We start from the raw sequence: 12,902 nt of genomic DNA on the forward strand, positions 1-12,902 counted from the left end.
TTTAGTCAATTATCATATTAGGGAAGATCTGCCTTACCCTGCTTTAGGGTTGATGAGCAGACAAAATTTTCGTTGAATTATTTATGTTCACTGCTGCTTTGGTTACGATCGCGAGTGTTAATTTCGATTTAGTAGTAGAATTCTACACCCAATTTTTGGCAGTTACTCCCCAGCCATATATTCCGCATGTATATGCTGAGTTTGCCATTGCTGGGGTGCGGTTGGGGATTTTTTGCCCAAAGCCCAGCAATCGCGATGAATTTGGGCATCCTAGTCAGAGTGGGATGAGTCTGTGTCTGGAGGTAGATAATTTAGGTCGATCGATCGACAAGCTAGCTCAACTCGGCTATCCCCCGTTAGGACAAGTTACCACAGCCTCTCATGGGCGAGAAATCTACGCCTACGATCCTGACGGTAATCGATTGATTTTACATCAATCAGCCAGTGCATAATCGATCGCTGTTGTTCATCTGAAGCTAATCTCTCAAGCCTACTCCCTTCCCACTCAAGAGATAGAGATCGCCATCCACACTTCGGCTACGCTCAGTGCAAGCCATTCACCATCCACCATCCACCATCCACTCATCCCCCACGCTAAATGTCTAATTTGACACCAAGAAGGGAATAACTTATGCAACGTCTAGAAGTCGAACAACGCACGATCCTGATTGGTTTAGCTGGTAGTCATGGCTATGGGTTGAGCCGTCCCGAATCCGATCTTGATTATCGGGGAGTATTTATTGCTAGGAAGCCATATTATTTAGGTTTTGATAAAGTTGAGCAAAAAGATGGTGGTTGGGATACCGAACCTGGGATTTTTGAATTTCTCGACGGACAGAAAGATACAGTTATTTATGAACTGAAAAAGTTTATTCAGCTCCTGGCTGGAGCAAACCCGAATATTTTAGAGTTGCTATGGCTCAAACAGTATCCAGTCAAAACTAAAGTCGGTGAATATCTCATCCAACATCGTCAGATGTTCCTGAGCAAACGGGTGAAACATACATATTCTGGTTATGCTTTCGCTCAAATCAAAAAGATTGAGTCTCATCGAAAATGGTTGCTCAATCCACCACAGGAACAACCAACGCCTGAAAAATTTGGACTCACCGCCGAACGTCCATTAAGTAAGGAAGAGTTACACGCTTTCCTCGAATATTTGTATGGGTTGGTACGCGGGAAAATTGAGTATCTAGCGGAGGCTCAAGAGTTGCATCGATTGTTAACTGGAGATATCGACTATAAGGGACTGTTGAAGCAACATAATCTCACTGATGATGTTTTAGAATACACCCAAAATCTCACGAATAGTCGCGGCAACTTTATCAAGCTACTCCAAAAAAGTCAGCAATACCAAAATGCCCTACGGGAATGGAATGCTTACCAATCCTGGCAAACTAATCGTAATCCTACTCGTGCGGGGATGGAAAGACAATCGGGTTTCGATCTCAAACACGCGATGCACTGTATCAGATTACTACGCAGTGGCTTAGAGATTTTACGATCGGGTGAAGTATTTGTCGATCGGCAGGATGTCGGCGATGCTGATGAACTCAAAGCAATTTTACATGGAGAGTTGACCTATGAACAAGTGAAAAAGATCGCTGACGATTTGGTTGCCGAACTCGATCGAGCATATGATACTTCAAGCCTCCGCTCTCATCCCGATTTACCCGCTATCAATCAGCTTTGTATCGACTTGGTAGAGCAACAAGGATGGTAGCTTAGTTGATAGTTGATAATTAATAATTGAATTTTGGTCATGAAAAATAGACTACTACCTTTCCACTCCAATCGATAAACAACCTATCGTCCCTCCATTCACCATTCACTCACTAACCTAGATCTTTAATTTGATACTAGGAACAAAGCAAACTAATACCTAACCCAATGCTGAACATTCGCCTTGCTCAATCAAAAGATATCGATGCGATTTTCGAGCTGATTTTAGGTTTAGCAGCCTACGAACAACTTAGCGATCGAGTGACTGGAAATACCGAGCTATTGCGATCGCATTTATTCGGCGATCGACCTTGTGCTGAAGCCATCGTAGCCGAATTCGATCGCCAAGTAGTTGGATTTGGATTATTTTTCCCTACCTACTCTACCTTCCTCACCCAGCCAGGAATCCATCTGGAAGATGTCTTTGTCCAGCCCGAATATCGCCGCCAAGGGGTGGGGAAAGCTCTGATGAACGCTATTGCCAAAATCGCACACGATCGCGGTTGTGGGCGGCTAGAATGGTCTGTACTGGAATGGAATCAAAACGCGATCGAGTTCTATCAAAGTCTCGGTGCGACCATTTTACCAGACTGGAAAACTTGCCGAATGACAGCCGAAATACTAGCTAGTATTGCCGCAAAATCTCAAACTGACTAAAATCTGATGAATACAACACAGCAGGAACCAAAGTTGATGCTAACAATCTGGGTAAACGAACAATTAGATCCTGGCGGCTTAATGTATGCCTGCATTGCTTCTCGCAGCGAAGAATTGGCGAGAGACTGTCATGAATCTTTCGAGCAAAATCTCACCACCGAGCAAAAGCAACTAGGCTGGGTTGCTAGGCTACGGACAGTCGGCTCGTGGGATGAAGTACCTGTAAACTCACTGAATTTAGGCTAAATGAATCCCCCCCCAGTCGAAAAACTCGATCCAGCTACAGTACTTTTTATCGACTATGAGAATGTTACTCAAGTCAGCCTATCGAGCCTCCAACAACCCAATCTGAGAATCTTCATCTTTGTGGGATGCGCTCAAGTTAAGATTCCTTTCGATCTAGTCAGAGAGGCGCATCAATTGGGTGCAGCGGTGGAGTGGATTGGGGTGGAAGGCATCGGCCCAAATGCTTTAGATTTTCATATTGTTTTTTATCTGGGTCAAATTAGCCTCAAATCTCCCACATCTAATTATGTAATTCTTTCACGCGATCGCGGTTTCGATCCGCTGATTCAACATCTAGCCAAATTGGGCATCTCCTGTCGCCGCATCGAAAATCTGGCATTATTGTCTGGTCGATCGGATGTAGTCACTCACTCTAAAGATTTTCTAGCCGATCTTGCCTTTACTAAATTATCCGCCGTAGTTCTCAAAAGCCGACCGAAAAAAAGAGCGACTTTACATACATATCTCAAATCAGCTTTAACTAAATATCAGCCGAGTGAGCCAGAGATTAAAGAAATCCTCGATGATTGGTTCGCGACTGGAAAAGTTATGGAAACTAAGGATAAAATTAGTTATAAATTTTGATTTAATAGATAACAGTCATGCACCATTCTGAAATTGGTCAAATAGTAGAAATCATTGACGAATATTTATTGGCAGTCAATGACAATTATCCCGTCAAAATCGAATCTTTCTGCCCATCTCAATCAACAGGTTCAACTATCCCTCTAAAGCGAGGTATTCGATTAATAGCACTCGTGTCAAATAGTAAAATAACAGTAGAGATCGATAGTTTAAACGAAGATGCCAATCAGACAAACTTTTTCTATTATTCCTCGCTTACAGATACCCATCCATCTATAGCTTTTGCGTCCTACGTATCTAATTTGAATTTTGAATCGGTTAAAAGTCTGATTAAGTCTCTTATTCAGATTTCCAAAGGGAAAGTCCCTCTGTCAGATCTTCAAAGCGCAGGATATATCGGCAATATACGCGTATTACCAGAAACAATAAGCGCATAGGGTGGGCACTACTCACAAACAGACGATGTACGAGACAAAGTATCAATAGCGAGTTTTTTAAAAAAATAAAATTAAGTTTACATCTCATATATTTCCAGAGGTAAATCATCTGGATCTTTAAAAAAAGTAAATTTCTTACCCGTTATCTCATCAATCCTAATTGGCTCAACATTAACTCCTTGTGAAACTAAACAATCGACATTTTCTTCGATATTATCTACTTCAAAAGCTAGATGTCTAAGCCCACAGGCTTCTAGTTTACTCGGTCTTGGGGGTGGAGATGGAAATGAGAATAATTCTAAGGTATCGCGATCGGACACCTTCAAATCTAGCTTGTACGAATCTCTTTCAGCTCTATAAGTCTCATTAATTATTGAAAACTTGAGAATATCGACATAAAATTTTTTTGACTTGCTATAGTCAGAGCAAATGATAGCAACATGATGAATTTTATTGATTTTCAATTTAGTAGCTGATTGATGTTCAGTCATCTTTTGGAGAAACTGCATCCCAGCAAATATCTGATTTATTCGCTCCTGAGTTAGGGATCCTATATAATCACCTAGCTGCGATTTATCGACTGTAGATACTTGTGAAACGACTACGATACTTTGCTTGGGTAAATTTGCTTCACCAATTTCTAACAGTACATTACCAGGTGATTTTGCCCGTTTTGCATTTGTTGTCAATCCACAAACAACGAGAGTATCAATCCGGCTACGGTTGATGATATTATTCTGAATTACGACATGGGGATGGGTAATGCCTGGTTCTGAATCACCTGGTACATCTAATGAAATCCAGTATATATCACCTTGATTGATTACCATTTACATCGGCTCTTAATTATACTGCTATCCAAACCCAACTTTTCTAAAAAGTTGGGTTTGTGCCCTTAAAAAATATTCGATCGAGAAACTGACAACAATACCTAAAAAAGGAGGAATAAGTTTCAAACTCACCCCTCCTTTTAGTACCTTTAACCAATAGATGAATCTACTAATTATTCATTTTTCATGTCGCGCAGACCGCTGATGTCGATTTCGATCGATGGCCCCATCGTTGCAGAGACATACATACTGCGCCAGAACCGACCCTTAGCCCCAGAAGGACGATTTCGATCGATACTCTCTTGGAACGCCTTGAGATTGGTTAGGAGGTCTTCAGGAGCGAATGCCGCCTTACCAAAGAGAATATGCACGATCCCAGATTTGTCAGCACGATATTCTAATTTACCAGCTTTGAACTCCGCGATCGCCGCAGCTAGATCGGTTGCTACCGTCCCAGCTTTAGGCGAAGGCATCAGACCGCGTGGGCCGAGAACTCGTCCTAGACGGGCGATTTGGGGCATCATATCAGGTGTGGCGATCAACAGATCGAAATCCATCATTCCACCTTGAATTTCAGCGATTAATTCTTCAGAACCAGAGATATCTGCACCAGCAGCAGCGGCTTCTGCCACTTTTTCACCACGGGCGATCACTGCAACGCGGATTGTTTGTCCGGTACCTTTAGGCAACGCCACCGTCGTCCGTAATTGTTGATCGGTATACTTAGGATCGATACCCAGCCGCACGTGAACTTCAGCAGATTCCGCAAATTTAGCGGTGGCTGTCTCATTGATCAGTTTCATGGCTTCGAGGGGATCGTAGGCACGATCCTCGATCTTTTTCGCTAGTTCTTGATAACGACGGGAATACTTTTTGGTCATAATTGCTCCTGGGGTGAATAACGAGGGTTTTCCTCTCCCCCAATATATAGTGGATAAAAAACTAGTCAACGATCGCAACACCCATGTTTCGGGCGGTACCAGCAACGATTTTCATTGCTGCATCAATGTCGTTAGCATTGAGATCGGGTAATTTAATTTGCGCGATTTCTTGCAATTGCACTGTGGTGATTTGACCGACCTTTTTCTTGTTTGGTTCGTTGGAACCAGCTTCAATTTTGGCGGCTTTCTTGATCAATACCGAAGCAGGTGGTGTTTTCAGTACAAATGTGAAACTGCGATCTTCAAAGATCGAAATTTCTACAGGAATTACTGTACCAGTTTGCTCGGCAGTTTTGGCATTATATTCTTTACAGAATGCCATGATATTCACACCATGTTGACCCAGTGCGGGGCCGACTGGAGGTGCGGGGTTAGCTTTACCAGCATTCAGTGCTAGCTTAACAATTGCGACTACTTTCTTTGCCATTGGATGTGTTTATTAGCCCTGTCTTTGGACTTGGTTGAATTCGAGTTCTACGGGGGTATCTCTCCCGAAGATAGAGAGCAAGGCTTTTAGTTTACTCCGTTCGGGGCTTACTTCGACGACCTCACCTGCAAAGTCCTTAAATGGACCAGACATTACCATTATTTTATCGCCTTCGGTCAGATCTGTCTTCACTACTGGCTCTTGTTCGAGAGCTTGTTTGAAGATCCGGTCTGCCTCACCACGAGAAAGAGGTAGTGGTTTGACGTGTCCGCGTCCGCGTCCGTAACCGCGTTTTTGTTCTGAGCCGACGAAATTAATGACGTTGGGGGTATTTTTGACTACCTGCCATGCGTCATCATCCATCGACATACTAACTAGGACATAGCCTGGGAAAACTTTTTCTTCGGCGGGTGTCTTGGTACCATCTTTTTTGAGTCGGATGGTGGGAGTTTGGGGAATCTCGATTTGGTAGATGCGTTCGCCCATGCTAAAGGAGTGAATCCGCTGTGTCAAGTCAATTTTGACGCGATTTTCACAGCCAGATGCCACTTGGACGGCATACCATCGAGCTGGTTCCTTGACTTTACTCCCAGAACCTTGTCGGTCGATGTCTTCATCTGATTCGTCTGCAAGATAACTCATACAAACACCTTGGCAGCAGCCCAACTAAACAAATTGTTCACCAAATAAATGGTCGTAGCTGATAGAGACACCATCGCAATTACAGCTAGGGACTCACTAATCAGTTGTTGACGGCTGGGCCAAATTACTCGTGTGAGTTCGGCTTTACTGTCTTGGATGAGTTGAACCGGATTGAAGCCAGATGTCGATTCGGCATTTGCTGGCTCAGTTTGTGTTGGTTCGGTTTTTTTGACCATAATCTCTGGCTCCTCTTCACGACAAGAGGATGTGAGGTTGACAGATTACTAGTTTACCTGAAATTTTTACCTCCTGCTCATTCAAGTTATGTCGATCGATCTCATTTAGATCTGTTTACCTCGTGCAAGAAGGGAATCAAAATGCTTGGTGCTACTCAAGGGAGGACAAATTGATGAGTCGTCCCTGCGTTGAGTAATGCTGAATCTAGTTGCTACAAAAATCCACTGACTTTATAAGCTGAGGATGCGATTTAGCGATCGCAGGTAGTAGCCATCGAATCGTCAATTATTGTTGGAGCGTCAATAGCGTAGTGCGGATCTGTACGTAAATTCACGTACTTAACAAAAAAACACCTGACAGTATTTCCGTGGATCGACGCTGTTGGTAATGGGGGTATGTGCAGAACAATGTAGCTGTGGAGAAAAACAAGTGGATCGAATCTACACCAAGATTTATTTTTTCTACTAACCGCCGATTTCCCATCCGATCCCTCTGTTGTGATTATGCCCAAATCTATCCAGATTGCATCAATCAGACAGCATCTATCTTAACAAAGGTTGCTCAAACGATGGCTACTCCAGCTTCTGCTCATTCCGAATCGATGTCCTTGTTGATGAACTACTTTCAACAGCCAAGTATCAAAGTTCGCAATCAATTAGTATTACTGAATGCTGGTCTGGTCAGACAAATCGCTCACCGCATCGGTCGTCAGTGTGCAGAACCTTATCAAGATTTAGAGCAGATTGGTTATTTAGGCTTGATTCGCGCCATCGAACGCTTTAATCCCCACCAGGGTTGTGCATTTAGCTCTTTTGCTGTGCCCTACATTAGAGGTGAAGTCTTGCACTTCCTCCGCGATAAGAGTAGTGTGCTGAAGATTCCTCGTCGTTGGCAAGAACTCCAAAAAGAGGGCGAAAAAGTCCGCCAACAACTGACAGCTAAGTTGGGTCGAAAAGTTCGGGATGAAGAGATTGCGGCTGTTCTGAATGTATCTGTCAACGAATGGCGTGAAACCCAAGCAGCAGAGCACAATCGTCAAGCTTTGAGTCTAGATGCTACTGTCGGTCAAATGTTGGACTGTCCGGTTACTCTCGGTGATAGTCTCCCAGATAGCCGCGAACAACAGCGTCAATATCTAGAGGAAGAACGCCAACAACTAGAAGGTGCTATTTCTGAACTCGAATCTAAGACTAAACAAGCGATCGAATTTGTCTATATCAAGGGATTACCCCGCAAGGAAGCTGCCAAAAGAATCGGTGTCAGCCCAATGACTGTTACTCGTCATCTCCAACGTGGTGTCAAACAGCTATCTACTCTCTTACATCCAGAAGAAGCTTTAATGTCTTAAAGCCACATCGAGAACTGGGTATGAGTCAGGTAGCAACGATTTCGATCGATCGCATGAGCTGACAATCCAAAAAACGCTCTATCTCTATAGTACCCACTCTTCAGCCAAGAATTGCTAGATCGTTACGGATCTGGCAATTCTATCTAGATTGAGTTTTGTATTTTAACTAAAAATCGGGGTTGAAATCCTCAGTAGGATAACCCAATTACTTGTACTGTTGGCGTTAGCCTGCCGTAGGCAATGCGTAGTCGAAGTACCAACTATCAACTATCTATTAATTTAACTGCTTCCCGATTACTCCCCTTTGGGCAAAATCCAAAACCGATAAACTAGATACAGGATGACTCCAAAGACTGAGAGAGTAATCAGCGAAGTTACCAGTTGAAAGACAGTTTTGATCAGAGTCAGGCTCAATAATCCACCACCAGCGATCGCTAGTAGCTTACCACTAGCCGGAATGCCATTAAACCAGCTCAGAAACTGTTGATAGCCTTGCTGGAGCGCATCCAATCCAAAAGGGGCATCAGCTTCAATTTGGTTGAGATCGGATTTTGGCGATCCTGATGTGACTCGTTCGATGTCGATCTTCAAATCTTGGAGGCGACGTTTCCAATTCTGGGGTTGTGGGGAGGTCATATGGCTAGGGTTTAGGTATCTATAGAAGAGTCTCAAATCGACATAGGGATTAAAATGGACGTGCAGATAACTACTTCTCTATCTCCTGTCCCCTAATCCTGGATTACTTCAACTGCAATCACATCGATCGTATCTGCTGGGGTCTGACGGATCAGTATACCTCGATCGACATTGAGCAATTCACCACAGTTGGTACATTGGATCTCGTTGCCATTGATGCCTTGCAAAGGATAGTTGCAAACTGGACATTCAGCTTGGACGACACTACGGCGCAACCACCAAAAGAAGCCCAAAAATCCGACAACGGGGGTAATAATCACCAATCCGATCGCGATCGATGCGGCTTTTACTAACCATCCTAATCCTAGACTACCCAATAATAGACAGATTGCTACAATGGTCAGCCAAGATTGGAATCGGGGTAGGTTGATTTGAAATAGATTAGGGCTGTTATTATTCACTCAAGGTAGCTCCATACAACTGGAAGCCTCGTCTGTTTCGACTGATGTCAGGGTTGCTCCATTCTCTAGTTTATCAGGAATATCAATTCCCTGTTACTGTCTGACTCGGCGATGTTTTAGCAAATCGGCTGATTATTGCGCTTGGATAACCCAAGTTGCTACATCTAAAATGCCTCCGATTGAAACCGCTGATGTGAGGCTAGTCGATCGATTCTTAACTTTTAGTCCCAAATCCACTCTTTTTCGGTTGAGATTTAGGTCTGATTTTTTCTTTACTTACTTCCACCACTGCTGACTGAAATAAATCGTGTAAGTGGCTCGGAACGCTGGCTAGATCTGGGAGATCTGGCTCTAGATATTTATTAAACCTGGTTAGGATTGAATCGAGTGCTGATAAGTTAAAATTGGGTAATGCTAAACTTTGACCGATCGCTGTTTGTAACTGTAGCGGCAACTGCTCGGCTAATCTCCGCCACACAAAGGCGTTCATCTGCGGATCGGCTAGACATTTGTGAATAAATTTGAGATCGCTCGGCGAGTACTGAGGATCTATAGGTGCTAAGAGCGTTTTCAGTCGTGGATAATCGGCTAAAAACATCTGTCCCCAGTAAGGATGACTCAACGCTGTGACCGCATCTGCCGTTTTTAGGTGTGGAGGAAGTTCGACCTTTGATGATACCATCTTCCCCATTGCGGTTGTTTGCCCCTTGGCGGCATCGGCATCGGACAATCCGAGGCTTGTAGTCAAAGCTTGTAAATCCTCGGCTTCAACCCCTGCATCGGTGGCTAAATCGGCAAGCGATTTCGATTTATCGATTCCGGCTGTCTCTAATTGTTTGTCTACCATCCAGCTTTGGAATTCACCAATCTGCGTTTGCAATTGAGCACCATTGAGCGCGATCTCATCGGTTCCAAAAAATTCGACAAATCGATCGTGATATACCGCTACTGACTCCCAAGCGGCGGCTAATTGTTGGGGGGCATCACTGTAGAGATGATGCGGGTAATTTTGACGAAAAGCACCGATGGCGACGGCTAGTTTTGGTCTACCAATTCTGCCCAAGGCTACCCAGGGAGCTAAGATCGCCCAATCGATATCAATAATGGGGCTAATCTGCGCGATAATCACTTCGCCAACTTTGAGCCGACTCATTGCCGTTTGGGATGGGAGATCGGTAAACTGGATCCGGTAATGTTTGGCAGTCAGCCAGTTCATTACTTCTAAACCATTCGGAAAGATCTGCACGATGGCTAGTAACCCCACAAAACTTCGTCGCCAACGGCTAATCAGTTGACGATCTGCCAGAGTTAGATCTGTCTGACTGGCAAGAAATAATTCTAATGGTGTCTTACCATCAACTTCACCCTCGATCGCAAATCGATGTACGAGTAATTTGCGTTGTCCTGGATCTAGCTGAGGATTACGAGTTAATTGCCGCGCAGTGTAGCTTTCTAAGCTAGCTGCCATGCCTCGACCTTGAACCAGCTCGATAATTTCCGACCATAGTACACCAGCACGAGCGAAAAGAGGATCGAACATATTATTTTCCTTTCAAAATGAGGGACAAACTAATACTTTTTGCTATTCCCTTTTTATCACTGAGCCGCTATCTCACTCAACTCAGAATCGCTCTAGTCTCACTTAGCAGTGAGGAGTCACCAGCCATATGGCTAATGACTCCTCACTGCGATCTGTTATTCTTCAGGCTTGATCGGACGAATCTGCTCTAATTCATGGCATTCATCAGAGACTAGTGGCTCCGCATTACCACGATAGACAGAGGCTAATTTCTGACTGATCGAGGCAATACTTTCGAGACGTACCATTTCTTCCCAAGCTGAAACTTCATCATCTTCATCAGTCTCATAGCGAATCGTGACTAGATCGCCTTCGATGTCGGTAATGCGCGCACGTTCGATCCACCGTTGCTGATCGCGCAAGAATATACATACTTCCCGACCATCCTCACACATTTGAAAGATCTTGCGATGTAACATAGTTAACTCTCCTAAACAAATAAATCTGGCGGTGGAAGTGGAAATCTAGTAATGTTACAAATAATAATGACTAGATTAGCTTTCCCAAAATCAACTAGAAGCAATCGGTTTAGTTGAGTAACTTCATGTGAGCATCCATCCCTGATGTGAGGATTATGTTTATCGAGCGGTGATAACTGTCGATTGGGCGATAGTTATCTGCCTCCTTGAGTTGCACCGATCCAAAAATTGATGTCATTAATACTGACGATCGCTCGCCTGTTAGATAGCTTTGAACCCGATCGATATTTTGTGAACAGCAATCGTGTAGCCTATATAACTATAATACCCGTTTGCTCGTCTCTTTGCCTAACAACCTAGGGTTCGACCCAGCAAATACGCACATAGCCAGTCAGAGCGCGTCCAACCATTGTCTAGTGCCAACCCAGTCCAAAATCACCGCCCTAAATAACATGTTTACCGTCACCAAACAGCCTCAAATTGAGCCAGTGTATGTCCTAAATGATACCGAAAGTCAGAGTTCGCTGACAGTCTTCCCCGATCGCGGTGGGATTGCAACTAGTTGGCGGGTGGGCGATCGCGAGTTACTGTATCTAGATACCGATCGGTTTACCGATCCGAGTTTGAGTGTACGTGGTGGGGTGCCGATCTTGTTTCCGATTTGTGGGAACTTGCCCGATAATACTTATAAAATTGGCGATCGACAGTATTCGCTCAAACAGCACGGCTTCGCCCGCGAAATGCCCTGGACAGTCAGCCACCAATCTACCACCACAGATGCTAGCCTGACTGTCGTATTAGAGAGCAATGAAGCTACGCGCCAAGTATATCCCTTTGATTTTATCGTCAGCTTTACCTATCGAATTCAGGGGAGTAAATTGGTCATCGACCAAACCTACACCAATAAATCTGATACGCTGATGCCCTTTAGTACTGGTTTACATCCTTACTTCCTTGCACCAGATAAAGATCGCCTGATATTTGAGATTGCCGCAGCTAGCTATCAAGAAAAACAAACAGGTGAAGTTCACCCCTTTGCAGGAGAGTTTGATTTTAGTCAAGCTGAAATCGATGCTGCTTTTACCAATGTGACGGCTAATACTGCGACAGCCACCGATGCTGGGCAAAAGTTAACTCTAAGTATGACAACGAGTGCTGATTATCACACTGTGGTGTTTTGGACTGTCAAAGGTAAGGATTTCTATTGTCTAGAACCTTGGACGGCTCCCCGCAATAGTTTAAATACAGGTGTCGATCTGCTGCATGTCTATCCAGGACAGACTTTGACGAGTAATGTAACTTTCACTGCAAACTTTAGTTAAATTAAAGTTGTCAAATTTCAAACATGTATGCTATCTTAGTGAAGGTCTAGTAATCACAGACCGATGGGACGCTAGCTCAGTGGTAGAGCATTCGGCTTTTAACCGATTGGTCCCGAGTTCGACCCTCGGGCGTCCCATAATTAAATTAACATTTCGAGGGAGTAGTCTAGTACTGCTCCCTTTGTTGTATGCCGCTGACTTGTGACGATCGCTGCTTGCAATAGCACTGAGACACTAAGCTGTTTGGCGTCTAAAGCACATATGCTATAATAGCAGTCGCCTGTACGATCTTGAGTCTAATGCCTGCCCTCAATTTTCTCAATTCCGAAACAAAAGAGAAGTTACAAAAGGCACTCAAAGAGCATGAGCATCCA

General features: G+C 44.0%; 18 protein-coding genes, 1 tRNA gene and 1 pseudogene. 9 read left to right on the forward strand and 11 right to left on the reverse strand.

Annotation, left to right across the window (positions count from 1 at the left end):
• The first annotated feature begins 83 nt into the window (after positions 1 to 83).
• The 6 genes from ACEW9J_RS12170 (at position 84) to ACEW9J_RS12195 (ending at position 3,686) form a co-directional block, all read left to right on the forward strand.
• On the forward strand, positions 84 to 452 hold the full coding sequence (locus tag ACEW9J_RS12170) for a VOC family protein (RefSeq protein WP_373545386.1): 369 nt from the start codon (positions 84 to 86) through the stop codon (positions 450 to 452).
• A gap of 179 nt (positions 453 to 631) precedes the next feature.
• Positions 632 to 1,723, forward strand: coding sequence for a DNA polymerase beta superfamily protein (locus tag ACEW9J_RS12175; RefSeq protein WP_373545387.1), 1,092 nt, complete (start codon positions 632 to 634; stop codon positions 1,721 to 1,723).
• A 167-nt stretch (positions 1,724 to 1,890) separates the two neighbouring features.
• Entirely contained in the window at positions 1,891 to 2,379 is a 489-nt protein-coding gene (locus ACEW9J_RS12180) for an N-acetyltransferase family protein (RefSeq protein WP_373545388.1), read from the forward strand.
• 36 nt (positions 2,380 to 2,415) lie between these two features.
• Entirely contained in the window at positions 2,416 to 2,625 is a 210-nt protein-coding gene (locus ACEW9J_RS12185) for a glycogen debranching protein (protein ID WP_373545402.1), read from the forward strand.
• A complete protein-coding gene (locus tag ACEW9J_RS12190) occupies positions 2,626 to 3,249 on the forward strand; it encodes a PIN domain-containing protein (protein ID WP_373545389.1) in 624 nt (207 codons plus the stop codon).
• A 17-nt stretch (positions 3,250 to 3,266) separates the two neighbouring features.
• Complete coding sequence (locus tag ACEW9J_RS12195; RefSeq protein WP_373545390.1) at positions 3,267 to 3,686, forward strand: hypothetical protein; 420 nt, start codon at positions 3,267 to 3,269, stop codon at positions 3,684 to 3,686.
• 77 nt (positions 3,687 to 3,763) lie between these two features.
• Here the strand turns inward: ACEW9J_RS12195 and ACEW9J_RS12200 are convergent, their stop codons facing one another.
• From ACEW9J_RS12200 to secE, 6 genes and pseudogenes are all read right to left on the reverse strand, one after another.
• Positions 3,764 to 4,150 carry a VOC family protein gene (locus ACEW9J_RS12200; RefSeq protein ID WP_373545403.1) on the reverse strand — a complete coding sequence of 129 codons (387 nt, stop codon included), beginning with the start codon at positions 4,148 to 4,150 and terminating at the stop codon, positions 3,764 to 3,766.
• A gap of 60 nt (positions 4,151 to 4,210) precedes the next feature.
• Positions 4,211 to 4,516 (reverse strand): annotated as a pseudogene (locus tag ACEW9J_RS12205) (type II toxin-antitoxin system PemK/MazF family toxin); the annotation flags it as partial.
• 173 nt (positions 4,517 to 4,689) lie between these two features.
• Positions 4,690 to 5,397 (reverse strand): 50S ribosomal protein L1, encoded by a 708-nt coding sequence (gene rplA / locus ACEW9J_RS12210; RefSeq protein ID WP_373545391.1) that lies wholly within the window; start codon positions 5,395 to 5,397, stop codon positions 4,690 to 4,692.
• Between the two features lie 61 nt (positions 5,398 to 5,458).
• Entirely contained in the window at positions 5,459 to 5,884 is a 426-nt protein-coding gene (rplK, locus tag ACEW9J_RS12215) for a 50S ribosomal protein L11 (protein WP_373545392.1), read from the reverse strand.
• Between the two features lie 12 nt (positions 5,885 to 5,896).
• Positions 5,897 to 6,526: a transcription termination/antitermination protein NusG gene (gene nusG / locus ACEW9J_RS12220; RefSeq protein WP_373545393.1), complete on the reverse strand. Its 630-nt coding sequence runs from the start codon at positions 6,524 to 6,526 to the stop codon at positions 5,897 to 5,899.
• Positions 6,523 to 6,762, reverse strand: a complete 240-nt coding sequence (gene secE / locus ACEW9J_RS12225) for a preprotein translocase subunit SecE (RefSeq protein ID WP_373545394.1) — start codon at positions 6,760 to 6,762, stop codon at positions 6,523 to 6,525. The genes nusG and secE overlap by 4 nt, the downstream gene beginning before the upstream one ends.
• A 569-nt stretch (positions 6,763 to 7,331) precedes the next feature.
• Here secE and ACEW9J_RS12230 point away from each other — a divergent pair.
• Positions 7,332 to 8,111, forward strand: a complete 780-nt coding sequence (locus tag ACEW9J_RS12230) for a sigma-70 family RNA polymerase sigma factor (RefSeq protein WP_373545395.1) — start codon at positions 7,332 to 7,334, stop codon at positions 8,109 to 8,111.
• A gap of 294 nt (positions 8,112 to 8,405) precedes the next feature.
• Here ACEW9J_RS12230 and ACEW9J_RS12235 read toward each other — a convergent pair whose 3' ends face one another.
• The 5 genes from ACEW9J_RS12235 to ACEW9J_RS12255 form a co-directional block, all read right to left on the reverse strand.
• Positions 8,406 to 8,747 carry a hypothetical protein gene (locus tag ACEW9J_RS12235; RefSeq protein WP_373545396.1) on the reverse strand — a complete coding sequence of 114 codons (342 nt, stop codon included), beginning with the start codon at positions 8,745 to 8,747 and terminating at the stop codon, positions 8,406 to 8,408.
• 92 nt (positions 8,748 to 8,839) lie between these two features.
• Positions 8,840 to 9,208: a hypothetical protein gene (locus ACEW9J_RS12240; protein WP_373545397.1), complete on the reverse strand. Its 369-nt coding sequence runs from the start codon at positions 9,206 to 9,208 to the stop codon at positions 8,840 to 8,842.
• Between the two features lie 214 nt (positions 9,209 to 9,422).
• Complete coding sequence (locus ACEW9J_RS12245; RefSeq protein WP_373545398.1) at positions 9,423 to 10,748, reverse strand: hypothetical protein; 1,326 nt, start codon at positions 10,746 to 10,748, stop codon at positions 9,423 to 9,425.
• 155 nt (positions 10,749 to 10,903) lie between these two features.
• The gene (locus ACEW9J_RS12250) at positions 10,904 to 11,206 is read right to left on the reverse strand and encodes a DUF6679 family protein (protein ID WP_373545399.1); all 303 of its coding nucleotides are present in this window, start codon (positions 11,204 to 11,206) and stop codon (positions 10,904 to 10,906) included.
• 109 nt (positions 11,207 to 11,315) lie between these two features.
• Positions 11,316 to 11,444, reverse strand: coding sequence for a hypothetical protein (locus ACEW9J_RS12255; RefSeq protein WP_373545400.1), 129 nt, complete (start codon positions 11,442 to 11,444; stop codon positions 11,316 to 11,318).
• A gap of 178 nt (positions 11,445 to 11,622) precedes the next feature.
• Here ACEW9J_RS12255 and ACEW9J_RS12260 point away from each other — a divergent pair, with 178 nt between their 5' ends.
• The gene (locus ACEW9J_RS12260; RefSeq protein WP_373545401.1) at positions 11,623 to 12,528 is read left to right on the forward strand and encodes an aldose epimerase; all 906 of its coding nucleotides are present in this window, start codon (positions 11,623 to 11,625) and stop codon (positions 12,526 to 12,528) included.
• Between the two features lie 65 nt (positions 12,529 to 12,593).
• Positions 12,594 to 12,665: transfer RNA gene (locus ACEW9J_RS12265), tRNA-Lys, on the forward strand.
• Positions 12,666 to 12,902: the final 237 nt, after the last annotated feature.

The sequence above is a fragment of the Chamaesiphon sp. genome, assembly GCF_041737865.1.
GTDB lineage: Bacteria > Cyanobacteriota > Cyanobacteriia > Cyanobacteriales > Chamaesiphonaceae > Chamaesiphon.

Bases quoted from the DNA above. Each gene is read 5' to 3' on its own strand.
- ACEW9J_RS12190 (WP_373545389.1), top strand. From the start codon at position 2,626: ATGAATCCCCCCCCAGTCGAAAAACTCGATCCAGCTACAGTACTTTTT.
- ACEW9J_RS12195 (WP_373545390.1), top strand. From the start codon at position 3,267: ATGCACCATTCTGAAATTGGTCAAATAGTAGAAATCATTGACGAATAT.
- ACEW9J_RS12235 (WP_373545396.1), bottom strand. From the start codon at position 8,747: ATGACCTCCCCACAACCCCAGAATTGGAAACGTCGCCTCCAAGATTTG.
- rplK (WP_373545392.1), bottom strand. From the start codon at position 5,884: ATGGCAAAGAAAGTAGTCGCAATTGTTAAGCTAGCACTGAATGCTGGT.
- ACEW9J_RS12245 (WP_373545398.1), bottom strand. From the start codon at position 10,748: ATGTTCGATCCTCTTTTCGCTCGTGCTGGTGTACTATGGTCGGAAATT.
- ACEW9J_RS12185 (WP_373545402.1), top strand. From the start codon at position 2,416: ATGCTAACAATCTGGGTAAACGAACAATTAGATCCTGGCGGCTTAATG.
- ACEW9J_RS12230 (WP_373545395.1), top strand. From the start codon at position 7,332: ATGGCTACTCCAGCTTCTGCTCATTCCGAATCGATGTCCTTGTTGATG.
- ACEW9J_RS12170 (WP_373545386.1), top strand. From the start codon at position 84: ATGTTCACTGCTGCTTTGGTTACGATCGCGAGTGTTAATTTCGATTTA.
- nusG (WP_373545393.1), bottom strand. From the start codon at position 6,526: ATGAGTTATCTTGCAGACGAATCAGATGAAGACATCGACCGACAAGGT.
- ACEW9J_RS12250 (WP_373545399.1), bottom strand. From the start codon at position 11,206: ATGTTACATCGCAAGATCTTTCAAATGTGTGAGGATGGTCGGGAAGTA.
- ACEW9J_RS12180 (WP_373545388.1), top strand. From the start codon at position 1,891: ATGCTGAACATTCGCCTTGCTCAATCAAAAGATATCGATGCGATTTTC.
- rplA (WP_373545391.1), bottom strand. From the start codon at position 5,397: ATGACCAAAAAGTATTCCCGTCGTTATCAAGAACTAGCGAAAAAGATC.
- ACEW9J_RS12255 (WP_373545400.1), bottom strand. From the start codon at position 11,444: ATGACATCAATTTTTGGATCGGTGCAACTCAAGGAGGCAGATAACTAT.
- ACEW9J_RS12175 (WP_373545387.1), top strand. From the start codon at position 632: ATGCAACGTCTAGAAGTCGAACAACGCACGATCCTGATTGGTTTAGCT.
- secE (WP_373545394.1), bottom strand. From the start codon at position 6,762: ATGGTCAAAAAAACCGAACCAACACAAACTGAGCCAGCAAATGCCGAA.